Origin of the sequence: Paenibacillus curdlanolyticus YK9 (assembly GCF_000179615.1) — a bacterium.
GTDB lineage: Bacteria > Bacillota > Bacilli > Paenibacillales > Paenibacillaceae > Paenibacillus_T > Paenibacillus_T curdlanolyticus.
The window spans coordinates 412,571-436,979 of the sequence record NZ_AEDD01000003.1 but is presented as its reverse complement, the minus strand read 5'-3'; the positions used below and the strand labels follow the sequence as shown (position 1 = coordinate 436,979).

Annotated in this window: 18 protein-coding genes; 13 read left to right on the top strand and 5 right to left on the bottom strand. The window is 51.3% G+C overall.

Going from position 1 to position 24,409, the window contains the following annotated elements; translation table 11 throughout:
* Window positions 1-145: 145 nt before the first annotated feature.
* Window positions 146-2,470, top strand: a complete 2,325-nt coding sequence (gene yicI, locus PAECUDRAFT_RS07755) for an alpha-xylosidase (protein ID WP_006037564.1) — start codon at window positions 146-148, stop codon at window positions 2,468-2,470.
* Window positions 2,471-2,742: 272 nt separating this feature from the next.
* Here yicI and PAECUDRAFT_RS07750 read toward each other — a convergent pair whose 3' ends face one another.
* Window positions 2,743-4,158, bottom strand: a complete 1,416-nt coding sequence (locus tag PAECUDRAFT_RS07750; RefSeq protein WP_006037563.1) for an NAD-dependent malic enzyme — start codon at window positions 4,156-4,158, stop codon at window positions 2,743-2,745.
* A 78-nt stretch (window positions 4,159-4,236) separates the two neighbouring features.
* The gene (locus PAECUDRAFT_RS07745; RefSeq protein WP_006037562.1) at window positions 4,237-5,358 is read right to left on the bottom strand and encodes a UDP-N-acetylglucosamine--LPS N-acetylglucosamine transferase; all 1,122 of its coding nucleotides are present in this window, start codon (window positions 5,356-5,358) and stop codon (window positions 4,237-4,239) included.
* A gap of 208 nt (window positions 5,359-5,566) precedes the next feature.
* Between PAECUDRAFT_RS07745 and kapB the strand changes: the two genes are divergently transcribed.
* The 5 genes from kapB to PAECUDRAFT_RS07720 all read left to right on the top strand — a co-directional run bounded on the left by kapB (window position 5,567) and on the right by PAECUDRAFT_RS07720 (window position 11,925).
* Window positions 5,567-5,959, top strand: coding sequence for a sporulation phosphorelay system protein KapB (kapB, locus tag PAECUDRAFT_RS07740; protein WP_006037561.1), 393 nt, complete (start codon window positions 5,567-5,569; stop codon window positions 5,957-5,959).
* Between the two features lie 133 nt (window positions 5,960-6,092).
* On the top strand, window positions 6,093-6,701 hold the full coding sequence (locus PAECUDRAFT_RS07735; protein ID WP_006037560.1) for a TetR/AcrR family transcriptional regulator: 609 nt from the start codon (window positions 6,093-6,095) through the stop codon (window positions 6,699-6,701).
* A gap of 89 nt (window positions 6,702-6,790) precedes the next feature.
* Window positions 6,791-8,824: a YhgE/Pip domain-containing protein gene (locus tag PAECUDRAFT_RS07730; RefSeq protein WP_006037559.1), complete on the top strand. Its 2,034-nt coding sequence runs from the start codon at window positions 6,791-6,793 to the stop codon at window positions 8,822-8,824.
* 104 nt (window positions 8,825-8,928) lie between these two features.
* Window positions 8,929-10,824: a NosD domain-containing protein gene (locus PAECUDRAFT_RS07725; protein ID WP_006037558.1), complete on the top strand. Its 1,896-nt coding sequence runs from the start codon at window positions 8,929-8,931 to the stop codon at window positions 10,822-10,824.
* Between the two features lie 66 nt (window positions 10,825-10,890).
* A complete protein-coding gene (locus PAECUDRAFT_RS07720; RefSeq protein ID WP_006037557.1) occupies window positions 10,891-11,925 on the top strand; it encodes an acyltransferase family protein in 1,035 nt (344 codons plus the stop codon).
* A 64-nt stretch (window positions 11,926-11,989) separates the two neighbouring features.
* Here the strand turns inward: PAECUDRAFT_RS07720 and PAECUDRAFT_RS07715 are convergent, their stop codons facing one another.
* The gene (locus PAECUDRAFT_RS07715) at window positions 11,990-13,300 is read right to left on the bottom strand and encodes a stalk domain-containing protein (RefSeq protein WP_158306238.1); all 1,311 of its coding nucleotides are present in this window, start codon (window positions 13,298-13,300) and stop codon (window positions 11,990-11,992) included.
* Between the two features lie 345 nt (window positions 13,301-13,645).
* On the opposite strand from PAECUDRAFT_RS07715, the gene gltB reads away from it, so the two are divergent.
* Window positions 13,646-18,241 carry a glutamate synthase large subunit gene (gene gltB, locus PAECUDRAFT_RS07710; RefSeq protein WP_006037555.1) on the top strand — a complete coding sequence of 1,532 codons (4,596 nt, stop codon included), beginning with the start codon at window positions 13,646-13,648 and terminating at the stop codon, window positions 18,239-18,241.
* A gap of 147 nt (window positions 18,242-18,388) precedes the next feature.
* On the opposite strand, the gene PAECUDRAFT_RS07705 is transcribed toward gltB, so the two are convergent.
* The gene (locus PAECUDRAFT_RS07705) at window positions 18,389-18,589 is read right to left on the bottom strand and encodes a hypothetical protein (protein WP_006037554.1); all 201 of its coding nucleotides are present in this window, start codon (window positions 18,587-18,589) and stop codon (window positions 18,389-18,391) included.
* A gap of 213 nt (window positions 18,590-18,802) precedes the next feature.
* On the bottom strand, window positions 18,803-19,186 hold the full coding sequence (locus tag PAECUDRAFT_RS07700; RefSeq protein ID WP_006037553.1) for a helix-turn-helix domain-containing protein: 384 nt from the start codon (window positions 19,184-19,186) through the stop codon (window positions 18,803-18,805).
* 242 nt (window positions 19,187-19,428) lie between these two features.
* Between PAECUDRAFT_RS07700 and PAECUDRAFT_RS07695 the strand changes: the two genes are divergently transcribed.
* The 6 genes from PAECUDRAFT_RS07695 to PAECUDRAFT_RS07670 all read left to right on the top strand — a co-directional run bounded on the left by PAECUDRAFT_RS07695 (window position 19,429) and on the right by PAECUDRAFT_RS07670 (window position 24,402).
* A complete protein-coding gene (locus PAECUDRAFT_RS07695; protein ID WP_199558735.1) occupies window positions 19,429-19,887 on the top strand; it encodes a hypothetical protein in 459 nt (152 codons plus the stop codon).
* A gap of 15 nt (window positions 19,888-19,902) precedes the next feature.
* Window positions 19,903-20,664 carry a YveK family protein gene (locus PAECUDRAFT_RS07690; RefSeq protein ID WP_006037551.1) on the top strand — a complete coding sequence of 254 codons (762 nt, stop codon included), beginning with the start codon at window positions 19,903-19,905 and terminating at the stop codon, window positions 20,662-20,664.
* Complete coding sequence (locus PAECUDRAFT_RS07685) at window positions 20,648-21,337, top strand: CpsD/CapB family tyrosine-protein kinase (protein ID WP_006037550.1); 690 nt, start codon at window positions 20,648-20,650, stop codon at window positions 21,335-21,337. Before PAECUDRAFT_RS07690 ends, PAECUDRAFT_RS07685 begins: the two co-directional genes overlap by 17 nt.
* Before the next feature lie 233 nt (window positions 21,338-21,570).
* Window positions 21,571-22,473: a UTP--glucose-1-phosphate uridylyltransferase GalU gene (gene galU / locus PAECUDRAFT_RS07680; protein ID WP_006037549.1), complete on the top strand. Its 903-nt coding sequence runs from the start codon at window positions 21,571-21,573 to the stop codon at window positions 22,471-22,473.
* Window positions 22,474-22,490: 17 nt separating this feature from the next.
* A complete protein-coding gene (locus tag PAECUDRAFT_RS07675; protein WP_006037548.1) occupies window positions 22,491-23,183 on the top strand; it encodes a sugar transferase in 693 nt (230 codons plus the stop codon).
* A 16-nt stretch (window positions 23,184-23,199) separates the two neighbouring features.
* Window positions 23,200-24,402, top strand: a complete 1,203-nt coding sequence (locus PAECUDRAFT_RS07670; protein ID WP_006037547.1) for a glycosyltransferase family 4 protein — start codon at window positions 23,200-23,202, stop codon at window positions 24,400-24,402.
* Window positions 24,403-24,409: the final 7 nt, after the last annotated feature.

The window sequence follows — 24,409 nt, the reverse complement described above, 5'->3', positions numbered from 1 at the left end:
TGTCGTCTAGCCTCCATTATCGTCAGAATCGTGCTATGAATGAGCATTATTATGATAGTTCGAGACTATATCAATCAGTATAATACAACTAAGAACACTTTCAAATCGGAAGCTAAGTCGATAAGACGAGAGGATGGACTCGACAATGAAATTCCATGACGGAAACTGGCTTATTCGCGAAGGCTACACGGTCAAATCGGCGGTTCAAGCCCATGAAGTAGAGCAACGGGGAGAAGAGCTCACAGCATACGTATCACCGATTCCGATTATGAGCCGGGGAAATATGCTGGATACGCTTCAATTAACCGTGAAATTCCACTCCCCTGCGCCGGGCGTCATTGGCATTAAGCTGATCCACTACGCGGGCGTGCAGGAGCGGGGACCGCAATTCGAGCTGACGCCGCAATCGAGCGGACATGTTACGATTACCGAAACCGAGACGGAGACGATTATGACAAGCGGCACGTTAAGCGCGCATATTCGCAAAGGCGAGGAGTGGAGCGTTGCTTTCTATCGCGACGGCGAGCGACTGACGGGCAGCGGCCCTCGTTCGATGGCTTATATTACAGAAGGCAAACAGCGCGCTTGGCTTCGCGATGAACTGGATCTGGGCGTAGGCGAGTTCATCTATGGACTCGGCGAACGGTTTACCGCTTTCGTGAAAAACGGCCAAACGGTCGATATTTGGAACCAGGACGGCGGCACGAGCTCCGAGCAGACGTATAAGAATATCCCATTCTATGTGTCCAACAAAGGCTACGGCGTATTCGTCAATCAGCCGGAGCTCGTTTCCTTCGAGGTAGGCTCGGAGAAAGTGAAAAAAGTGCAGTTCAGCGTAGAAGGCGAATCGCTCGAGTACTTCGTCATCGACGGCCCTTCCATCAAAGACGTATTGGGCAAATATACGGATCTGACCGGCAAGCCGGCGCTGCCGCCGGCTTGGTCGTTCGGCCTCTGGCTGACGACGTCGTTCACGACAAATTATGATGAAACGACTGTAAATTCATTCGTAGACGGCATGGCCGAGCGCGATTTGCCGCTGCATGTGTTCCACTTTGACTGCTTCTGGATGAAGGAATACCATTGGACGGATTTCAAATGGGACGAGCGCACCTTCCCGGATCCAGTTGGCATGCTGAAGCGGCTGAAGGAGAAAGGGCTCAAAATCTGCGTTTGGATTAATCCGTATATCGCGCAGCGTTCGCGCCTCTTCGAAGAAGGCAAGCGGAACGGCTATCTGGTGAAAAAAGCGAACGGCGACGTTTGGCAATGGGATCTATGGCAGCCGGGCATGGCGCTCGTCGACTTTACGAATCCAGCCGCTTGCGAGTGGTTCGCAAGTTACCTGCGCGATCTCGTCGACATGGGCGTTGACAGCTTCAAAACCGACTTCGGCGAGCGAATTCCGACCGATGTCGTCTACCATGACGGCTCCGATCCGTTCAAAATGCACAACTTCTATACGCAGCTCTACAACGAGGTTGTGTTCAACGTGCTGGAGGAAAAGCTGGGCAAAGGCGAAGCCGCGCTGTTCGCGCGCTCGGCGACGGTCGGCGGACAGAAGTTCCCTGTCCACTGGGGCGGAGACTGCTACGCAGACTACGAGTCGATGGCCGAAAGCCTTCGCGGCGGCCTGTCGCTCGGCTTGTCCGGCTTCGGCTTCTGGAGTCACGATATCGGCGGCTTCGAGAACACGGCGCCGACGCATGTATTCAAGCGCTGGCTTGCCTTCGGCTTGCTCTCCAGCCATAGCCGCCTGCATGGCAGCAAATCGTACCGGGTGCCATGGGCGTACGATCAAGAGGCTGTCGATGTTACGCGTTACTTCACGAAGCTGAAGTCACGCCTTATGCCGTACCTGTTCGATACCGCAGCTCAGGCGCCTGAACGCGGCTTGCCATCGATGCGCGCGATGATTTTGGAATTCCAGGACGATCCGACATCCGAATTTCTCGATCGCCAATATATGCTCGGCGAGAACCTGCTCGTCGCGCCAGTCTTCACGGAGAACGGCGACGTCCAGTATTATTTGCCGCAAGGCGGAACGTGGACGCATGTCCTGACAGGCGAGACCAAGCAACCGGGTTGGCATAAAGAGAACTACAGCTTCGACAGCTTGCCGCTGTTCGCTCGCCCGAACGCCATCGTGGCGTTTGGCGCCAACGATCTGCGTCCCGACTATGACTATTCCAACGGCGTTGATTTCCACGTATACGCATTGGAAGATGGTCGCACTGCGTATTCAACCGTTCGCGATGTGAAAGGTGCCGTCGAAACGACGGTTGCGATTGCGCGGGAAGGCAAGTCCGTCGTCGTTTCCTTGCAGGGAAGCGGCAAAGCGTTCAGCGTGACGCTGAACAGCATTGGCGAGATTGCATCGGTAAGCGGCGCTTCGGCATCGTTTGAAGGCAGCACCGTTATTGTGCCGGCAGGAGAAAATAATGTGACCGTTACGATTACATTGAAATAACGCCAAAATAACCATTTCCATGCGGACCGCCTCGCGGCTCAACATTCATCTGAATGATTGACCGTCGAGGCGGATTTTTATTATGGCATAAACACAAATATGGGCATTTAACTCAGGGAAGAGGTGTGCGAGATATAGGTGTGCAAATGTGCAAAAATGCTAACATGCAAACTGCCCAACTCACAGTGCCAATAGGCAGTGAGTTGGGCAGTGTTTGTGCGCAGCTAATTGCTAATTATACAACACGCACTCTAGCGGTGCTGCACTAGCATTTACTCGCGCGGCTGGCGGCGTGCCACGCCGGAGCTCTGGGCGGCTTCAATGACGCGACGGCGCACTTCCTCTACGATGCGGCTGTTGAAGACGCTCGGAATGATGTACATGCGGCTCAGCTCGTCTTCGCCGATGACGGAGGCGATGGCTTCGGCCGCTGCCAGCTTCATCTGCTCATTAATGACCGTAGCGCGACAATCGAGCGCGCCGCGGAAAATGCCAGGGAAGCAAAGCACGTTGTTGATCTGATTCGGATAGTCTGAGCGGCCGGTAGCGAATACGCCGACGATATCCTCAATCAGCTCGGGACGGATCTCGGGCTCAGGGTTCGCCATAGCGAATACAATCGGGTCATTCGCCATTGAGGTGACATGGGCGCGCGTCAGGATGCCGCCGGCCGATACGCCGATAAAGACGTCGGCGCCCGCGATCGCCTCCGTCAGGCCGCCTGAAAGCCGCTGCGGGTTGGTATGTTCCGCATACCATTGCCACATCGGGTTAGCGTAGGATTTGTCCACGGTCAGAATGCCGACACGGTCAATGCCGACGATGTTGCGGGCGCCGCCCGCTAGCAGCATTTTGGTGCATGCGGTGCCTGCTGCGCCAATGCCGCATACGACGATTTTGGCAGTCGCAAGGGTACGCCCAGTCAGCTTGAGCGCATTGAGCAGTCCGGCATATAAGACGACCGCCGTGCCGTGCTGATCATCGTGGAAGACGGGGATATCCAGCTCATCCCGCAGCCGCTGTTCGATTTCGAAGCAGCGCGGGGCCGATATATCCTCTAGATTGATGCCGCCAAAGCCTGGGGCAATCCCTTTGACCGCGGCAATAATCGCCTCGGTGTCCTGCGTATCCAAGCATATCGGAAAGGCATCGACATCGGCGAATTGCTTGAACAGCATCGCCTTGCCTTCCATGACGGGCATTGCGGCGTAAGGGCCAATGTTGCCAAGCCCGAGCACAGCGCTGCCGTCTGATACAACCGCGACCGTATTGCGCTTGATCGTCAGCGTAAACGCTTTGGACGGATCCTCGTGAATCGCCGTGCATACGCGCGCCACTTCTGGCGTGTATACGCGCGACAGGTCGTCGCGGTTTTGAATCGGCGTCTTCGGCTGAATCGTAATTTTGCCGCCCAGATGCAGCAGGAATGTCCGGTCGGATACGTTGACCAGCTTCACGCCCGGTACGGCGGATAGCGATTGGGAAATGCGCTCTGTGCTCGCCGAATCGCCGATTTTGACCGTCAGATCTCGAACCGTACGGTCCCGCCCCGTCTGGATAACGTCGATAGCGATCATATCTCCGCCAGCCGCTTCGATTGCAGCTGCCGCAGCGCCAAAGCCGACGCTCCGAGCGTCCAGCTCAACACGCAGAATAATTGTTTTGCCGTCTAAACCTTTCCCTTGCATACACCGATCCCTCCTGCTCTATGGGCTAACTATACCCGGGTTGCCAACGGAATATTCATGGTGAGAAATGAAACGCCGTCACTGCATATAGCGCAGGACGGCGTCTGTACATTCTTTGGGGTCGTATTGTTCATTGCGCTTCTTCAAAAGCGCTTGTCGATATTCTAGGAAGGAAGGCTTATCCAGCAGCCGCTTGAACCATTTGGTGATGGTATCCTGCGTATGCAGCTTCTCGCCGAAGCCATTTTGGACAAAATATTCGCAGTTTTCTTCTTCTTGGCCGGGAATCGGCTTGTAGAACAGCATAGGCAAGCCTTTGCTAAGCCCTTCTGTACAGGTCATGCCTCCGGGCTTCGTAACGAGCAAATCGGAGATGTCCATCAGCTTGTTGACTTCGCGGGTAAAGCCAAGAATATGAATATTCGGATGGTTAAATTGCGGGTGCTGCATCATTTTCTCGCGCATCTTCTCATTGCTTCCTACACAAATAATGAGCTGAACCTTCTCGCGCCACTCGGTCATATACTCGAGGAGATCGTCATCGTCGTCCATCAGGCCCCAGCCGCCGCCCATGACGAGCACAGTAGGCATATCGCGTAGCCCAAAATGCTTAAGCACCTCGGCGCGCTCGCTCGTCTGCCAGAAGCTTGGGTGTACGGGAATGCCAGTAACCTCAATGCGGCTTTCTTCAACGCCTCGTTCCATCAGCTTGCGCTTAACGATAGGGGTGGATACCAGATAATGATTCACTTCCTGACTAATCCAAGTGCCGTGCGCGTCATAATCCGTAATAACCGTACATAATTGCACATCTTCTTGCCCAAGCCGCTTCAGTCTCGAAACGACTGCATTCGGAACGGGATGGGTGCATACGATCAAATCGGGCTTCAACTGATCAATCACTTGCGAGGTATGGGTATAAAACACGCGATGCAGCGCAAGCTGGGTGAAGCGGTTGAGCGATTTATTGTAATTGCTTCTATACATCAAGCCGACAAGCTTCGGTTGTTTGCTAACGGTCTTCCGGTAAGCGGACACGATTAAGGGACCTACGACAGGGTTAAGAAACTTCCCTAGCTCGATGACGCGGGTCTGAATGCCGGGTGACGAGAGCCGTAAGCCAACCGCGAGTGCGTAGGCGGCTTGTGTATGTCCGGAGCCGAATCCTTCGGAGAGCAGCAGTACTCTTTTCTTACGCATGGACTCACCTACTTTTCTAACCGCATCATTAATAAAACCGCATATTATGCGGCAATTATCTTATTACCATATTACGATGGTTCTACCTGTAAACACAAGAACACAATTGGCAGTTGCCAACGTATAGGAGAATAATTTAAGCTAAATTTTAGGTTATTCGCGGTGATTCTTCATAATCGCTATATAGACGAAGAGGAGTTGTAAAAAGATGCGGTATTCCATTGAGCAGCAGCCTGCGGTCGATAGCATCGTTCAAATGACGTATAAAACGGGCGTTTACGCCGGTAAAGTAGTAGAGAGCGGCGGACCAAGAGCTGTCGTGCAGGTACTGGCTGTGCTGAAGCATCCGCAGCAAGGCAATCTGCATTACCCGTACGATCCGGATGTTCCGATGTTCCACGAGCGGCGAGCGCTCAGCCATAACGAGAAAGCGTTGACGGCTTATCAAGACCTTGAATCCTATAGCGGCGAAATTCCTCCTTATAAGGAATCGCTTATCCGTACGCTGGAAGCGGAGGCGGCTGAGCTGGATCGCTTGAAGCGCTGGGCGGAGCGGGGATTGGAAACGCTGGAAATCGTGAAGAAGGACTATCGACTGTAAATGCAAAATTGCGAATCGCCACTTGAGGGAAGCGGCGATTCGTGGTATGCTACTTTTTGACTGAATGACCGATTGACCGGAATTGAATTATGGTCAGTTTCTCGATAAACGGATCAGAAGGAGTGATGCACGCATGCTGGAACGAAAAACGCTGGATCGGAAGCGTCTCATCGTAGAGGCAGCGGAAAAGTCGTTTACGATGTTCGGGTATAAAGCGACGACGATGGATCTCGTATCGAAGCTGGCCGGCGTAGGCAAAGGAACCATCTATACGTTTTTTGCCACGAAAGAGGAATTGTTCGGCGAGATCATTCGGCAGCTAACCGCGGAGATGAAGGCGGCTGTTGTGACCCGCATCGACAGCTCGCGATCCTTTTTCGAAAATCTGACGGACGCTTTGCATGGGGTGCTTCAATTCCGTGAAACGCATGAGCTGTTCATTAAGCTGGCTCAGGAGTTCCGGGAGCTCGGCACGCCAACCGTGCAGGAAGGGCTGTCGATGATGGAAGAGGCCGTTATTTTATTTATTGAACGGGAGATCGAGCAGGCGCAGCAGAAAGGCGAGCTGCGCGAGATGAACCCTTCGTTGACGGCTTTCTTAATGATTCGGATGTATCTGGCGTTGGCTGCGGAATGGAGCAAACGGCATGAACCGCTGACGAAGGAAGAAGTGGCGGAGCAATTCACCTCTTTGTTTCGGTACGGCATCTGTGCAAAGCAAGGAGAAGAGCGTGACGTGTAGAGCAGAGCGCTCTCTTTTTTTAAGAGAAATTGACCAATTGAACAATTTAGTCAGTCGTTGAACGTGAATGGTATGAGGAGGAGATTAGGATGCAGGGCGTTCGGTTGTTCGGGCAGGAGCTGCTCGATATTGTAAGAAACAAGAAGGTGCTCATTTCGGTCATCGGCATTTTGTTTATTCCCATCATGTATAGCGGCATGCTCGTAGGGGCGTTTTGGGACCCGTATGGCAAAACGAGCAGCCTGCCGATTGCAGTGGTCAATGAGGATCAGGGGGCAGTGCTGGACGGCAAGCAGCTGGCAATTGGCAATGATCTCGTAAAGAAGCTGAAGGAAAATGATAAGTTCAAGTGGGCTTATGTCAATAAGGAGCAGGCGGAGCAGGGGCTAGAGGATGGCGACTATTACATGGCGCTTGAGATTCCGTCGGATTTCTCGAAGCAAGCGACAACGCTGCTGGACGCGAATCCGAAGCCGTCTCAGCTCGTGTACGTCACGAATGAAAGCTTGAGCTTCGCAGCGGCGAAGATCGGCGTAACGGCCGTGCAGGAGCTGAAATCGACCGTATCCAAAGAAGTGACCAAATCGTATGCGGAAACGGTGTTCGAGCAGTTTGGCAAAGCGGCGGATGGCTTCGCCGATGCAAGCGAAGGCGCATCGAAGCTGCATGATGGCGCATCGAAAGCGAAGGATGGCGCGGCGACGCTGCAGCAAAATCTCGCGAAATTAGCTGACGGTACGCTCGGGCTGGAGAGCGGGGTCAGCAAGCTGAGCGAAGGCACGGCGAAGGTATCCGCCGGGGCGTCGACGTTATCGACGAGCGCGTCCGCGTTATCGGACGGCTTGTCGAAGCTGGAGGCGGCGTCCGGCCAATTGAAGGACGGCGCTACGAAGGTGAAGGAAGCCGGCGCTCAGCTGGCTGCCGGAACCGCATCGGCGAAGGCGGCGGAGGCGAAGCTCGCCGCCGGCGCCGCACAGCTTGCGGCGGGCCTCGACGGCTATGCCGCCGCCGCAAGCCCTGATGCAGCGCAGGACGAGGCGCTGCAGAAGCTGATCGCCGCGGCCAAGGCGCTTGCCGCGGGCGCGGATCAGCTCGCGACCGGCGGCGAGAAGCTGGCCGCGGGCGCGAGTGCCTTGCAGCAGGGGCAATCCGCCCTGCTGCAGGGGTTGACCGCCTTCGATGCGAAGCTCGAAGGCGCGGCGACCGGCGGCGCGAAGCTGGCCGCCGGAGCGAAGACGCTGGCGGCCGGCGCGCAGCAGGCCGCCCAGGGCGCGGCCGCGGCGAATGCCGGCGCCGCGAAGCTGGCGAGCGGCTCGGGCAAGCTCGCCGACGGCTCGGCGGCGCTCGCAAGCGGCGTCGGCCAGCTGGCCGACGGCTCCGCGGAGCTGGCCGGCAAGCTTGGCGAGGCCTCGCAGGACGTCAGCGTTGCCAAGGGCAACGAGCAGCAGGCGGATATGTTCGCCGGCCCGGTCGAGGTCAGCGAGAAGAAGCTGACCGAGGTTCCGAACTACGGCACAGGCTTTGCGCCGTACAGCTTGTCGCTTGGCCTGTTCGTCGGCGCGCTCTTGTCGACGATCGTCCTGCCGATGCGCGGCAGCGCAGGCAGACCGCGCTCCGGCGCAAGCTGGTTCGCGAGCAAGTCGCTGCTGTTCGTCTTCGTCGGCATCATTCAAGCTTTCATTGCTGACGCTATTTTGCTCTATGGCGTGGGGCTTGAGGTGCAGAGCATTGGCTGGTTCGTCGGGCTCTCCGTCGTTACGAGCTTAACGTTTATGATGATCGTACAGTTCATCGTCACGCTGCTGGATCAGCCAGGCCGATTCATTGCCGTCATTATTATGATTCTGCAGCTAACGAGCAGCTCCGGCACTTATCCGAAGGAGCTGGTACCGGTATGGCTGCAAAAGGTTGGCGAATTCATGCCGATGACCTACTCGGTATCGGGCTTTAAAGCAGCCGTGTCCAGCGGCGACTACGCGGTTGTCCGCCATGACATGGGCATTCTGGCGATCTATGCTGCTGCGTTTGCTGTGCTTTCGCTCGTGTACTTTACGCTGGCGCATAAGAAGGCTGGCAAAGGAGACAACGATACAGGCAGCGCTACGCAGATCGTGCATGCATAATTTCACCGCACATTTATAAATTTTACAGATATATCGTTCACTTATTAGGCATATAATGCGGCATCCGCGGTTTACCAATTAAAAATAAGGTGGTGGATGCTGCTATGTCTAGTAAGAAAACAGTCAATATGAATCTGCATGATTGGAATCCCAATGAAGCCTTTACGGTGGAGGAGCTTGCTTACAACTTTGAAGCTATAGATTCAGAATTCAGAGTGCGAGGAATCAATGCGAACTGGAAGGGGGCTAAAGGGGATGGAATCACAGACGATACGGTAGCCCTAACCAATGCTTTTAATACGCTTAAGTCTGGCGATTGCTTGGTTTTTCCGCCAGGGGCTTATTACAAAACAACGCGTGCGGGATTTCTGTATACGTTCAGCGGCAAAAAGGATTTACGAATTGAAGGAAACGGGGCGACTATTGAAGTTATTGAGCAGGGGCTAAGCTTTACTTATTGCGATGGCCTGACGGTGAGCGGCCTGAAAGTAGTCAGGTCTAGCCAAGCATTATGGGGCGCTGCCAAGACAGGGCTGTATTTCGGGTACTGCAGCAATACGGATGTGAGTCGGAACGAGGTTTCCAAGTTTACCGATGGCATCGGCATGAATGATTGCAGGATATTTAGAATTTACAAAAATACGCTTCATCATCTCGGCGAGGAACCCGTCGTTACGCGAACAAGCAAGCAAGTTGAGATCGAAGATAATGAGGTTTTTGCTTACTTGGGCGATGGCATACTGAATAAAGGGACTACAGATCTCATTATCGCTAGAAATTTTCTTCATGATCCCATTAACAAGGATTTGGATGCTGTGATGTGGGAGACGATGTCCGGAGGCAACGCTGCAGCACCGGCTCATGGCGGGGGCATAACGTGCAATGCGGAATCAGGAGCGCATTCTAACGATAATATGACGATTGAAGATAATCGGATTTTTGACACGGCATTCGGCATTATTCTTTCCGGTTTGACCGTTGCCAAAGTGATGAAAAACCGCTTGGTGAATGTAGTGACAACTGCGATTACCGTATCTGATAATCCGAATTTTAATCCGTACTTGGTTCCGGGCTGGGATATTGATATTTCTTACAATACGGTTCAAGGCCTTGCAAAGAAAAATCCGAGAGCCGTCATTCAGGTGAGAACAGGAGCCGTGACAGTCAATTACGCAACAATTGCCTTTAATCGCATTTATCCGGATGGTCCGCATAAAGCGATTTTTGTGAGTGGGGATGTATTAGTAACGGGCAATACAATAAAGGGTGCGGAAGTAGGAATCGAGCTGTTGAATGGCGCAAAAGCATCGAATAATTTTATATTGGATGCCTATCAGCCGGAAGTGGGACGATCACTCTCCCTGTATGATCATTCCTCTGCAGTTCAAAATACGATTAAAAGCAGTGTGCCCGTGATTGTATCGGGTAAGAATATCATTATGGCGCTCAATACGATATCGAATTCCTCCTTAACGCTGTACGCGGTATTTCTTCAAGCCGATGCTGAAGGCAACCAGATTATCAACAACTCAATTACCTCATCCGGGCTTAAAGAAATTAAAGGCGCGAGCTCAGATTGGCGGGATAAGAACACGTACTACGGTTGTATAAGCAGGGCAGGCGTCCAATATTGTTTTCCTCCAGCAGCTCCTCGTATTTCAGTCCGTCCTACAACGATTGATACAGGTTTGATTCCTGGCATTACCTATTTGGATAACGTGATTGGCAAGCCGATTGTTTGGTCAGGCTCAAAATGGATAGAGAGCAATTCCGGCAAGGCGCTCTTTAATGGAGATGGCCAAACCGTAACCGTAGTTATCCCGCATGGTTTATCCGTTCGTCCAACGTCTTACTTCGTGAATGCGGCATCGCAGGATTCAGGGATCGCAAGGGTTCGAGATATCGATGCCAATGCCCAATACATTGTTGTCCGATTCGAGACGGCTCCAATCGCTGGCGTAAACAATGTAGCCTTAACATGGTTTGCTGAATCCAAATAGAGACTAGATGACTTTCTTCAGCTCAAATGATACAATATGTATCAAAATGGGTTTGGAGGATTAGCTATGAACAAAAATCATTCCATTCACGGACTGCGAGGCATGTGCGCATTGATGGTTTTCGTCGGCCACGTCATCTCGATGTCTATAACGGGTGGATACCTTACGATTAACGAGTACCCTACACGGACGCTTGCTGAGATTGGCGTCGATATTTTTTTCATCATTAGCGGATACTTAATTGTGCAGAGCCTTGTGAAGCACGGGAATGTGAAGAAATTTGTGATTAACCGGTTTATACGCATCTATCCGGTTTTTATCCCTTTGCTGATGGTCATGTTTATCGCAGGTCCTCTAATCGGGTTTGAATGGCTAGGCGAATTAAATCCGACGCAGTATGTGTTTGCGTTTTTGGCGAGTCTGTTTATGCTGCCAGGTGTGTTCCCGTTGGAAGAAGTGGTCCGAAACTCCAGAACGTTGAGCTTCGAATTTGCTTTTTATCTCGTGAGTGCCATCTTCTTTGTTTCAAGAAAAAATGCGGGCAGGAAAGCAATGCACTATTTCTTATTGCTTCTGGGGCTCGCAATTTGCATCGCTGTGTGCTACAGATATCCGAGAGCGTTGTTTTTCTTAAGCGGAACGATCGTGTACTTTATTTCGGATAAATTAAAGAGCATGAATTTGGACATCAAGATAGCGAAATATTATTCGATCATTGCGCTTGTTGGCATTTACTTTTGCGCTTATTACCATCAGGTTTATCTAGGTGTCGTTCTGGGCGTTTGTTTCTTTGCAATGATGGCTAGAGAGTATGGCTTGTTAACGGATTTTTTGAATACGAGGGTCATGCAGTTTTATGGCACAATAAGCTATAGCTTTTATTTGCTCCATCCGTTCGGACTGTTTCCATTTCAAAAAGTAATGGGCAAGCTGCCGTTGCCTGACTATGCGAGTGTAGCTGTGACTTATGTTGGCGGGTTGTTATTAGCCACCATTCTAGGCTATTTCTCTTACACCATCATTGAAGTCAAGCTGACCAATCGATTATTTAAGAAAAAAAGGAAAGCGCCAGTGTTGGATCAAGCTTCGGCAGCCGTATAGAAAAGGCCGCCTGGCCGATAGGACGGTTTCAACCGTCATAATCGGGCCAGGTGGCCTTGTTTCGTTATTTATTAATAAATGCCGTCTTAATCGTGCCTCGATATACAACCTGGAAGCCAAGGCCGTCTGACAATGCGGCCAACGGCAAATACGTCTTGCTTTCCTTGCCTACCGTTTGGAGATAAGCCGGCGTCTCGATCGGGACGGGCTTGCCATCGACGACCATCGTTTTGGCGCCGATTGTGAACGCAACTTCCTTGCCGTCCAGCGTGACCGTTGCCGTGCGGGTTTTGTTGTTCCACAGCAGCTTGGCGCCCATCGCATCGGTAATGTCCCGCATCGGGACGTAGGTTTTGCTGTTCTTCAGCACCGGCTTGTTCGCGGTCTGGAGCTCCTTGCCGGCAACGACTACAGAAATCGGTACGCTGTCGTCGCGCTTGGCAGGCACGCGATAAGCACCCCAGATAGCTTCAGTAAACGCTTTTCCCATGACTTCATAACCGCGGTTATTCGGGTGGAAATCGCCTGTAAGCACGGTCGTATAGCTGACTTCCTTGCCTACAAAATCATCGGCCACGTACGCAACGCGCGTATTGTAGCCATCATCCTTCAAGCGTTTGACGACAGCCTCGATCCGAGTGCGGATATCAGCGCTTGCCTGTGCCAGCAGCTTGTAGTCGCTCTCGCTGACGAAACGCTTATCGTTCGGCGCAGGATTGTACAAATCGGAGACGACAATCTCAGCATGCGGATTGATGCCGATTACAGCGCGGACGGCAGCTTCGAGCTGCTGCTCGTATACGGGAAGCATTGCCTGAATAAGCTCCTCGGCGTGTCCGTCTTTAAACTGCTGGAACACGGTTAGAAAATCATTCGATCCGATCGCCATAACGACGAGATCTGCTTTCTCAACATCCGCGAACAGCTGCGGCGTAGCTGCTGCAAGCTGGGCGATGCGAGGGTCATGGCCGTTTCCGCCAGGCAAGTCTGACGGCTTGATCGTTTCGCCTTTAAGCGCTGCTTCCACGTAACGGTCCAGCTCCTCTGTCGTCAGGCCAAGAATGCCATAGTTGCTGACCGAGGCGCGAAGCCCTTGGAATAGCGCTTGCTCATAAACGCGCTCTACATAGCCGTAAGGCGCAGGGTTTGCTTCATTTTCCATGCCGTGCGTGTAACCGACCGTAAGGGAGTCTCCTAGCGCGACGATGCGATACTCGTCAGCAGCAGCCGCAGCGGCATACGCGCTAGTTGCTGCGAAGTGGCTTCCGCCCAACGCAGCAGGGAAGCTTGGAAGCGCTGTTCCTCCTGCAATAATAGCCGCTAAAGACAAGGCAGCAGCCTGTCTCGCGAAAGGCTTCCTTAACTTGCTATACAATTCGCCCACATCCTTTTGATATGATAAAAGCATAAATCTTCGAAAAGCCGGACAAGAAGATGTGTCATCTCGTGTAATGTTCGGATTCTGCATAAACCTCTCTTTATCGGCGCCATAAAAATATTAAATTGATTCGTAATTACCGTAATGTTAAAATAATTAAATAATCGTCGGAAAACGGCTGCGTAATCGGGGATCACGCACTCATTTTAGAGAGATAGTCCCGCATGTAATTTCCATTCTAAGATATAACAAGCCGGAAATGAAGTGTTAATTGGCTCGGGCCCGTACCGACTTACCGAAAGGTAAACCAAAAATCTTCTATTATAGAAAGGTTGCGTTGCAATGAAAGAGAAAATTTTTGGCTTGCCACCCAAGCAGGGCCTCTATAACCCGCAGTATGAGAAAGACGCTTGCGGCATGGGCTTCGTGGCTAACATTAAGGGGTTGAAATCGCACAAAATCATTCGCCAAGCGCTTACGCTTCTTGAGAACATGGAGCATCGCGGCGGACAAGGCAGCGAACCGAACACAGGCGATGGCGCAGGCATCATGCTTCAGGTTCCGCATGCATTCTTCAAGCAAGAGTTGAAGAGCGAGGGCATCGAGCTGCCAGCGGAAGGCGAGTATGCAGTGGGCATGCTGTTCCTGCCGCTCGAGGATGAAATCCGCGCTGAGCAAGAGCGCAAGCTTGAAGCGATCATCCGCGAGGAAGGCCAAACGCTGATTGGCTGGCGTACGGTCCCGACGAATGATAGCAAGCTGGGCGAATCCGCGCTTAAAGTGAAGCCTTACGTACGACAAGTCTTTATCGGCAAAAATGCTGCATTGAACGGCGAGCTCGCATTCGAGCGCAAGCTGTATGTGATCCGCAAGCGTGCGGAGCTGGCTATTCGCTTCGGCGGCGCAGAGGGCGCGGACAAGTTCTACTTCTCCAGCCTGTCGACGAAGAAGATCGTATACAAAGGCATGCTTACGACGGAGCAGGTTCGTTCCTTCTATGTCGAGCTCAATAATGAAGATGTCGTAACGGCAATGGCGCTCGTTCACTCCCGTTTCAGTACGAACACGTTCCCAAGCTGGGAGCGCGCGCATCCGTTCCATTACATGATTCATAACGGCGAGATCAATACGCTTCGCGGTAACGTGAACTGGATGCATGCCCGCCAATCGTTGTTCGAGACGGAATTATTCGGCGATGATTTGGAGAAAATTAAGCCTGTCATTAACCCGGACGGTTCGGATACGGCTATGTTTGATAACGTTCTGGAGTTTATGTATCTATCCGGCCGTTCGCTGCCGCATGCGATGATGATGATGGTGCCAGAGCCATGGTCTGCGCATGAGACGATGAGCGACGAGAAGAAAGCATTCTACGAATACCATGCTTGCCTGATGGAGCCATGGGACGGACCAGCTGCAATGGCATTCACGGACGGCACGATGATCGGCGCAACGCTTGACCGTAACGGATTGCGTCCAGCGCGTTACTACGTAACGAAGGACGATCATATCATTCTCGGCTCCGAGGCGGGAACGGTTGAGATCGCGCCGGAAGAGATTTTGTACAAAGATCGTCTGCGTCCAGGACGCATGCTGATTGTCGATACGAAGGAAGGCCGCATCATTTCGGACGAAGAAGTAAAGAAATCGATCGCAGAGCAAAATCCGTACCGTCAATGGCTCGACGAGCATTTGATCGGCCTCGATGGCTTGCCAGATGCGCCAGAGCTGCCTGAGCCTAACCATGAGACGGTGCAGCAGCGCCAGCAGGCATTCGGCTACACGTTCGAGGACGTGCGCAAAGTGCTTGAGCCGATGGCTGGCACAGGCATGGAGCCTATCTCTTCGATGGGCTACGATGCGCCGCTCGCCATTTTGTCGGAGCGTCCGCAGCGCCTGTACAACTACTTCAAGCAGCTGTTCGCGCAAGTAACGAACCCGCCAATTGACGCTATCCGCGAAGAGCTTGTCACTTCGACGGTGACGACGATCGGTTCGGAACGCAACCTGCTGAAGCCAGAGCCGGAGAGCGCTCGCCACATTACGCTGGAGACGCCGATTCTGAGCAACGAAGAGTTTGCGAAGCTGCGCCATGTGCGCCGCGAAGGCTTTAAGTCGATCACGCTTCCGATCTTCTTCGACGCAGAGAAAGGCGCAGAGGGTCTTCGCGAAGCGCTGAACGTGCTGAACGAATCCGCTGACCGCGTCATCGCGAGAGGCCATAACGTTCTCATTCTGTCTGACCGTGGCGTCGACAAAGAGAATGCGGCGATTCCATCGCTGCTTGCGGTTTCCGCATTGCATCACCATTTGATTCGCCAAGGCACGCGTACGCGCGTCAGCATCTTGCTCGAATCGGGCGAGCCGCGTGAGGTTCACCACTACGCATTGCTGCTTGGCTATGGCGTAAGTGCAGTCAATCCTTACCTCGTATTCGAGTCGCTGGATGACATGATCCGCCAAGGCATGCTGCGTAACGTGAAGCATGAGAAGGCCGTTAAAAACTACATCAAAGCAGCGACGAAGGGCGTCGTCAAAGTATTGTCCAAAATGGGCATTTCGACGATCCAATCGTATCGCGGCGCTCAAATATTCGAAGCAGTGGGCTTGAACGAAGAGTTCATCGACCAATACTTCACTTGGACGCCTTCGCGCATCGGCGGCATCGGCCTTGAGGTTATTGCTGAAGAGACGTTGAAGCACCACAACCGCGCGTTTGCCGAGCAAGAGGGCAGCGAGAAGGAACTCGATTCCGGCGGTGAATACCAATGGCGTAAAGACGGCGAGGACCATTTGTTCAGCCCGCAGACGATCCACACGCTGCAGATGGCATCCCGTTCGAACGACTACAAGCTGTACAAGAAATTCTCCTCGCTCATTCAAGGCGAGAACAAGAAGCATCTGACGCTTCGTTCGCTGCTGTCGTTCAAGAAAGGACTTACGCCAGTATCGATCGACGAAGTCGAATCGGTAGAATCGATTGTAAAACGGTTCAAAACAGGCGCAATGTCGTTCGGCTCGATCAGTAAAGAAGCGCATGAAAGCCTCGCGATTGCGATGAACCGCCTTGGCGGCAAATCCAATACGGGCGAAGGCGGCGAAGATCCGGCTCGTTTCACGCCGGACGCGAACGGCGATTCCCGTCGCAGCGCAATCAAGCAGGTAGCATCGGGACGTTTCGGCGTAACGAGCGAATACTTGGTAAACGCGGACGAGATTCAGATCAAAATGGCGCAAGGCGCAAAACCGGGCGAAGGCGGCCAGCTGCCGGGCCTGAAAGTATATCCTTGGGTAGCGGAAGTTCGCGGCTCGACGCCAGGCGTTGGCTTGATCTCGCCTCCGCCGCATCATGATATCTACTCGATCGAGGACTTGGCCGAGCTGATTCATGACCTGAAGAACGCGAACCCGCGCGCTCGCATTAACGTGAAGCTCGTTTCCGAGGTAGGCGTAGGCACGATTGCTGCCGGCGTTGCCAAAGGACGCGCGGATGTCATCATGGTATCCGGTTATGACGGCGGTACGGGCGCATCCCCGATGAACTCGATTCGCCATGCAGGTTTGCCATGGGAGCTTGGTCTTGCAGAGACGCATCAAACGCTGATGCTGAACAACCTGCGTGACCGCATTGTCATCGAGACGGACGGCAAAATGATGAACGGGCGCGACGTTGCAATCGCTGCGCTGCTTGGCGCTGAAGAGTATGGCTTCTCGACAGCTCCGCTTATCGTACTGGGCTGCGTTATGATGCGTGTTTGCCAATTGGATACTTGTCCGGTCGGCGTTGCTACGCAAAATCCAGAGCTTCGCGCGAAGTTCATGGGCGATCCAAGCCACGTTGTAAACTACCTGCGTTTCATCGCAGAAGAGCTTCGTGAAGTGATGGCAGAGCTTGGCTTCCGTACGATCAACGAGATGGTAGGTCGCGTTGACGTTCTGGAAACGAAAGAGCTGATCGGTCACTACAAAGCGAAAGGCGTAGATCTGGCGCCGCTGCTGTACCAGCCGGAAGTGCCGCAAGGCGCATTCCGCCACAATGTACAAGAGCAGAACCACGGTCTGGAGCTGTCGCTTGATATGCAGCAGCTCGTACCGAACGCGAAGCCGGCGCTTGAGAATGGCGCGAAGGTTGAAGGCACGTTCCCGATTCTGAATACGAACCGCGTTGTCGGTACGATTCTGGGCAGCGAAGTCACTTCGCGTTATGGCTCGAAAGGGTTGCCGGAAGATACAATTCGTTACCACTTTGTTGGTACCGCTGGTCAAAGCTTCGGCGCATTCGTACCGAAGGGCATTACGCTCTCGATCGAAGGCGATTCCAATGACTATGTGGGCAAAGGATTGTCCGGCGGTAAAATCATCGTAGCTCCGTCGCCGAAAGCAACATTCGTCGCCGAAGAGAACGTTATTATCGGCAATACGGCATTCTATGGCGCGACTAGCGGCGAAGCTTACATTCGCGGCAGCGCAGGCGAGCGCTTTGCTGTACGTAACTCTGGCGTTAACGTTGTCGTTGAAGGCGTAGGCGACCACGGATGCGAATATATGACAGGCGGACGCGTTGTTGTTCTCGGCGAAACCGGCCGTAACTTCGCAGCCGGTATGTCCGGCGGTATTGCATACGTGTGGGATGAGCACAACGCATTCTACTCGAACTGCAACCTTGAGATGGTTCTGTTGGAGCGTGTTGAGGAAGAAGCCGATGCAGCTGAGCTTCGCAGCATGATTGAGCGCCATGTTCAGCATACAGGCAGCGCGCCAGGACAACAGATCTTGAACAACTGGAATGAATCCATTACGAAATTCGTGAAGGTTATCCCGAAAGATTACAAGAAGATGCTGGAGCAAATCAGCAAAGCCAAGGACAAAGGGTTCGAAGGCGATGCAGCGCTCCTGGAAGCATTCGAAGCGAACAAGCGCGAGCTTGCACGCGTATAGGATTCTAGCTTTTCGTTAAGCTTCGGCAGCGCGTACCTCTTCACAGGTACGCGCTGCTTTTTTAGTTCCAAAGCGAAACCCCCGAGCAGCTAAGCCGCTCGGGGGTTTCAATATGTATGCGTTTTATTTTTATTGTAAAAAAAAGTGCTATGTTTGATCCGTTGCGGAATTGCTTGAAGGTGGTTGGTTCTTAAAAGCTTGCCAGGCTGCTTCATCGATTCCTAGTTGCGTTAAGATATGCCTGATATCAATCGTCGTGACCTCGTCACGCACAGCTGGCGTTGGGGGCGCATGAGTCTTATCCATTATTTTCTCCTCTTTCTTCATCCCATCAATCTTCCAGTCCATAGTTTCTTCTCCATCTCTCTCTATCTGTATAATTACTCCAATTATAGTCTATAAGAAGCAAGCAGTATGTCACACCCTGTTACTGGCACAACATTATTTTTGGGAGATTATGTCGAATGTCGAAAGAAAAGCGAGCAATAAATATGCTGGCTTTACAAATTAATCCTATTTCGTTTCAGGTCTCTAGGACACTAGGCGTGCATTGCATTTTTCTCAACGCATAGAACGTTCATAACGAATAAAAGCGATAAATCGCTTGGCTTCATCCGGAGTCAATTCCATTCCGTCAATCGTAAGTGCGAACTTCTTCAACAAGTCTTCATCCGATAGCTCGAGTGGATCTTGTTCCGTTTGTTCGACGAACTCGCGAACTTGAGGGTCTAGTACCTGTTCAGATTTATTCGTGCGCCCGACTAGGAAGTCGATCGTCACATTGAACAAGTCGGCAAACTTAGTAAGTGTCTCTGTATCCGGTTCACGCCGGTTCTTCTCGTAATGGGACAGGGCAGCTCGCGATATGCCTAGCGAATGAGAGGTCTGCTCCTGTGTCCACCCACGCTGCTCCCGCAGGTGTGCGATGCGCGTTCCGATGTTCATCCTTTCCCTCCTAACACTCGATATACCCATATTAATACGGAATTTAAAGAAATGCATGCGATGCAACAAAACGTCGCAATTTTTGAAAACAACGATGAAAAGCCCTTGATATGTTACGTATTGTATCGTAAAGCTAGAAATGAAAAAGGGATACGAAATGTATCAAGATGTCGCCTAAATTGCAGTATTTCCCGAATGTTCGGATTTTATGCGCAAGGCCGGAAATATAGACTCGGGGGTGAATGATGGAAACTACAGCTTATCAATCCTTCAAACAAAATGCGAACGTTCGACTAAAACTGACGAATGTCAAACTCGCCACCATTACGATAAGTGAAGTGGCGGGCCAGCAAGTACAGGCGAAAACAACGAAGGTGCTCATTCGTTCGATTCAGCCGGATGAGTTGGCGTTTGATTCTATTCTTCGTTTTCCGATAGCGGACGGCTATCGTATAGCAGTGAGCTTCAAGCTTCAAGATCGCCAGGTATGCGTTGTCGGTATTATTTGTGGACGTGAACAAAGACACAATATGTATCGCTACAAGCTAGAGTTTACACACACAAGCATTCCGAAGAATGAAGTTATTAAACGGCTGAACGAGAGATTGCTCGCTGAGCCGATAGAGACCAGTCGAATTCATACCTATTATAGGCGGGTTATGCGAACCGGAATCGGGTCTATCAACTCTATCTACACATAATGGAGGCGCTAAGACGTGGAACTCAAAGAATATATCCAAACGGTCATGAAACGCAAGTGGTTGATCATATCAATTGTGTTGGTCGCTTGTATCTTATCCGGCATTAAAGGCTTCTTCTACACAACCCCTGTCTACTCCGCATCGGCAAAACTCGTGGTGAATCAATCCTACGAGTATAACGGGATCTCGATGCTCGATTATAACCTCATTCAAACAAACCTGATGGTCATCAACTCCTACAAGGAGATTATTAAGTCGAAGGCGATCATGGATAAGGTAGCGGCAGCTTATCCGGATCTGGGACTGAGCTCTGATCAGCTCATATCCGGCGTATCGGTTAGCTCAAGCAATGAGTCGCAGATAATGGACATCACCTTCGCAAGCACTTCGTACCCACAGGCTGCCAAAGCCGTGAACGCTATCGCAAAGATTTTCAAAGGGCAAAATCCAAGCATCATGAAAGTCGATAACGTGACGGTGTTAAACGAAGCAAATGTGAGTGCAACGAATCCACATCCGATAAACATGGATCCGTTCTCCAGCTTGATGATCAGCTTCATCGTCTCGGCGATGCTTGCGGTTGGATTAGCATTCTTACTGGACTATATGGATGACACGATCAAAACAGAGCGTGACATCGAGAAGGCGCTGGAGCTGCCGATGCTGACGCTCATTACGAAGATGGATCGCAGCGAACTGAAGCGCAAGCGCCCGAGCAAGCCGCAGTCTCACACTTCCACACAAGTAGGTGAATCGACTTATGTCCCGGCAAAATAGCCAAGCGAACCTGATCACAATTTCGAATCCGAAGTCGCCGATTTCTGAAGCCTATCGAACGCTGCGCACGAACATCCAATTCTCTTCCGTGGATGAGCCGATCAAGGTCATCATGATCGCTTCCGCTCAAGCAGGGGAAGGGAAGACGACGACCGTCACAAATCTGGCCATTACCTACGCAATGGAAGGAAAACGAGTGCTGCTGATCGATGCCGATCTGCGCAAGCCTTCCTTGCATCGCATGTTTGATCTGAGCAATCGGATCGGTCTGACGAATTTATTGGCTGGCCAGTTTCATTTGTCAGAGGTGGAGCAGGCGACGCTGGTTGATAATTTGACGGTTATTCCATCGGGGCCAGTTCCGCCGAACCCGTCGGAGCTTCTCGGTTCTCAGAAGATGAAGCAGCTTCTGGCGGAGCTGAAAAACCAATATGACATGATTCTGATTGATACGCCTCCGAACCTGGCGGTGCCAGATGGCATGATCATATCTGCGAATTGCGATGGTGTTGTGCTAGTCGTGCAAGCCGGCAAGGTGAAGCGCGATATGGTACGCAAGGCGAAAACTAACCTCGATCATGTCAATGCCCGAATTCTCGGCGTTGTGCTGAATAACGTGGAGCGCAAACAGACGGAGGGCTACTACTACTATTATTACGGATCGAAAGAATAACGAAGTGTCACATAAAGGTAATGTCTACTGCACCTTTATCACTGTAGGCACTCGATCACGCTGTGGGTCTTCGGACCTTAGACGTTCATCGTCGAGGGTGTGATGTGAGGAAGGGTTGAATGCCCTAACGAATGAAAGAAAAGCATAGAAACGCGAGTTATACCGCTTTCATGAAAGTGGTATAACTCGTGTTTTTATTCATGATAAATAGAGAAAAGGACAGGGTGAGGACGATGAAAAAAGTTAGAAAAGCAATCATTCCTGCAGCAGGATTAGGCACGAGATTTTTGCCAGCAACCAAAGCGATGCCGAAGGAAATGCTCCCTATTGTCGATAAGCCGACGATCCAGTACATCGTGGAGGAGGCAATCGCGTCGGGCATTGAAGACATTATCATCGTGACGGGCAAAGGCAAGCGGTCGATTGAGGATCACTTCGATACCGCGTTTGAGCTGGAGCACAATTTGCTGGAGAAGGGCAAGCTTGGCCTGCTAGAGGAGGTTCGGAAGTCATCCAACGTGGAGATTCATTACATAAGACAGAAGGAAGCCAAAGGGCTCGGGCATGCGGTATGGTGTGCGCGCAACTTCATTGGCGACGAGCCGTTCGCGGTGCTGCTGGGTGACGATATCGTTGTTGCCGAGACCCCTTGCACGAAGCAGTTGATTGAGCAGTATGAACGAACGGAGCGGTCGGTTATTGGGGTTCAAGTCGTGTCGATCGAGCAGACAGACCGTTACGGCATTGTTGATCCGTCGGAAAGCGAGAGTGAAGGCAAGTTGGTGCAGGTGAAGCGTTTCGTGGAAAAGCCGCCGCTCGGCACAGCGCCATCGAACCTTGCCATTATGGGACGTTATGTGCTGACACCGGAAATTTTCGAGTTTCTTGAAGCGCATGAGACAGGTGCAGGCGGCGAAATTCAGCTGACGGATGCGATTCAAAAGCTGAATGAGCAAGAAGGCGTATTTGCTTATGATTTTGACGGCATTCGTTATGATGTGGGAGAAAAGCTCGGGTTCATTACGACGACGCTTGATTTCGCACTTCAAAATAAAGAGCTGCGTTTACCATTATTGACGGCGTTGGAGGAAATCTTGCAACGGGAACAAGCGAACAAATTAATTCTTGATCGGTAAGAAGGGAGCACGAGTACATGACTCCGCAACGAAATGATGCTGATGTCGCGATAGAGGCTAATTCTTATTATCCGTCGTATGCGTTAGAGAGAAAGAAGAATATCCGATCCTATCTCGTATTGAAGAGGGCCATAGATATTATTGCCGCTTCAATCGGATTGATTCTATTATCTCCAGTCTTTATTGCACTTGCGGCAGCCATCAAAATCGAAGATCCGCGTGGACCGGTATTCTTTTCGCAGAAGCGAGTGGGCAAGGGTGAGCGGACATTCAAAATGTTCAAATTCCGTTCCATGGTATCCAATGCAGAGGAGCTATTAGCTGAGCTATTGGAGAAAAATGAGGTTCAAGGCGCAATGTTCAAAATGAAGGACGATCCTCGCATCACAAGAATCGGTAAATTTATCAGGAGTACGAGCATTGATGAGCTGCCCCAATTATGGAATGTCGTCCGCGGCGACATGTCGTTGGTCGGTCCTAGGCCGCCGCTTCCTCGCGAGGTGGAGGAGTACACAACCTATGACAAGCAGCGATTGCGCGTAACGCCTGGATGCACAGGACTTTGGCAGGTAAGCGGAAGAAGCAATCTAAGTTTCAGCGAAATGGTAGAGCTGGACCTCCAGTATATTCAGAATCGAAGTATTTTGTATGACGTCGGCATTATGCTTAAAACGTGCAAGCTGCTGATCGGTTCCAAAAACGCATACTGAAACGGGATGATGTAGAGTGGGGAAGTTAGCAATAGCTGTGGCGCACAGCTTGTACCCTCCAACAATAATTGGTGGAGCCGAAATATCCACGCAGATACTGGCTGAAACATTAAATAGGGCCTATACCGTAAAAGTGCTTACCGTAGGCAATCACAATGATAAACGCATCCAGCATGATGTTCTCAATGGCGTAGACGTACTGAAATTGCCATATTCGAATTTGTATTGGTATGGGGATACGCAGCTGAAAAAGAACGCCATTAACAAAATTCGATGGAGATTGAATGATATTTACAACTCCAATCAATATCGCTATGCAAAACAATTGTTAGAGGAAAATAAGGTGCAGCTGCTTCACACACAAAATCTTCCGGGCTTAAGTCTTTCTTTATGGAAAGCAGCCCGGGACCTGCATATTCCGATTGTTCATACATTAAGAGATTTTTCGCTCATAGATCCGATCAACATGAAGCTTTATTCGTTGTTTTATCAGAACGTCGCCAAAAGATTTAGCCATTATGTCGATGCCATAATCGGAATTTCAAATGATGTATTAGATACGCATTTGAAACAAGGCTATTTTAAAAACGCCAAAAGCTATGTTGTGAACAATGTGGTGGAGTCGGATGAATTGACTTGCCGTCTGTTTGAGAATAAGGCGACCAATGAAAATAGCAAGGCTAGCCTGGTGCTCGGGTATTTTGGACAAATCAGCGCGATAAAAGGAATCGACTATTTGATACAAGCAGTCAAAGAGTTGGACAACTCCATTGTTTCCGAATTAAGAATTTTTGGAGAGGGCCCTGAGCTGCAGCCACTAAAAGAGCTAGCGAAAACCGATCAGCGTATCGTTTTTTACGGGAAAGTAGATCGCAGCCGGATATTAACCGAAATGTCCAAAGTGGATGCTTCATTTGTTCCATCTGTATGGAAGGAGCCATTCGGAAGGGTCATTATTGAATCCTATTTGGTCGGTACACCGGTGTTCGGATCTAGAATCGGAGGCATTCCTGAGGTTATTTTTGAACCGGACTTCTTTTGCTTCGAGCCTGGAGACGTGAATGGCATCAAAAGCTCTATTCAGGCCTACTACCAGAAAAATGAGAAAGAAAGACAAGAGCTGACGAAAGCAGTGAATGCGTATAGCAAGAATTTTAATACGGACATGCTGTTAGAGAGACATAATGAAATCTACAATCAGCTGCTGCATGTCAATTAGGAGCCTT

Coding starts and splice junctions, on each gene's coding strand:
- galU (WP_006037549.1), top strand. CDS start 21,571: ATGAAAAAAGTTAGAAAAGCAATCATTCCTGCAGCAGGATTAGGCACG.
- PAECUDRAFT_RS07745 (WP_006037562.1), bottom strand. CDS start 5,358: ATGCGTAAGAAAAGAGTACTGCTGCTCTCCGAAGGATTCGGCTCCGGA.
- PAECUDRAFT_RS07730 (WP_006037559.1), top strand. CDS start 6,791: ATGCAGGGCGTTCGGTTGTTCGGGCAGGAGCTGCTCGATATTGTAAGA.
- PAECUDRAFT_RS07675 (WP_006037548.1), top strand. CDS start 22,491: ATGACTCCGCAACGAAATGATGCTGATGTCGCGATAGAGGCTAATTCT.
- gltB (WP_006037555.1), top strand. CDS start 13,646: ATGAAAGAGAAAATTTTTGGCTTGCCACCCAAGCAGGGCCTCTATAAC.
- PAECUDRAFT_RS07735 (WP_006037560.1), top strand. CDS start 6,093: ATGCTGGAACGAAAAACGCTGGATCGGAAGCGTCTCATCGTAGAGGCA.
- PAECUDRAFT_RS07705 (WP_006037554.1), bottom strand. CDS start 18,589: ATGGACTGGAAGATTGATGGGATGAAGAAAGAGGAGAAAATAATGGAT.
- PAECUDRAFT_RS07725 (WP_006037558.1), top strand. CDS start 8,929: ATGTCTAGTAAGAAAACAGTCAATATGAATCTGCATGATTGGAATCCC.
- PAECUDRAFT_RS07685 (WP_006037550.1), top strand. CDS start 20,648: ATGTCCCGGCAAAATAGCCAAGCGAACCTGATCACAATTTCGAATCCG.
- kapB (WP_006037561.1), top strand. CDS start 5,567: ATGCGGTATTCCATTGAGCAGCAGCCTGCGGTCGATAGCATCGTTCAA.
- PAECUDRAFT_RS07750 (WP_006037563.1), bottom strand. CDS start 4,158: ATGCAAGGGAAAGGTTTAGACGGCAAAACAATTATTCTGCGTGTTGAG.
- PAECUDRAFT_RS07720 (WP_006037557.1), top strand. CDS start 10,891: ATGAACAAAAATCATTCCATTCACGGACTGCGAGGCATGTGCGCATTG.
- PAECUDRAFT_RS07700 (WP_006037553.1), bottom strand. CDS start 19,186: ATGAACATCGGAACGCGCATCGCACACCTGCGGGAGCAGCGTGGGTGG.
- PAECUDRAFT_RS07695 (WP_199558735.1), top strand. CDS start 19,429: ATGATGGAAACTACAGCTTATCAATCCTTCAAACAAAATGCGAACGTT.
- yicI (WP_006037564.1), top strand. CDS start 146: ATGAAATTCCATGACGGAAACTGGCTTATTCGCGAAGGCTACACGGTC.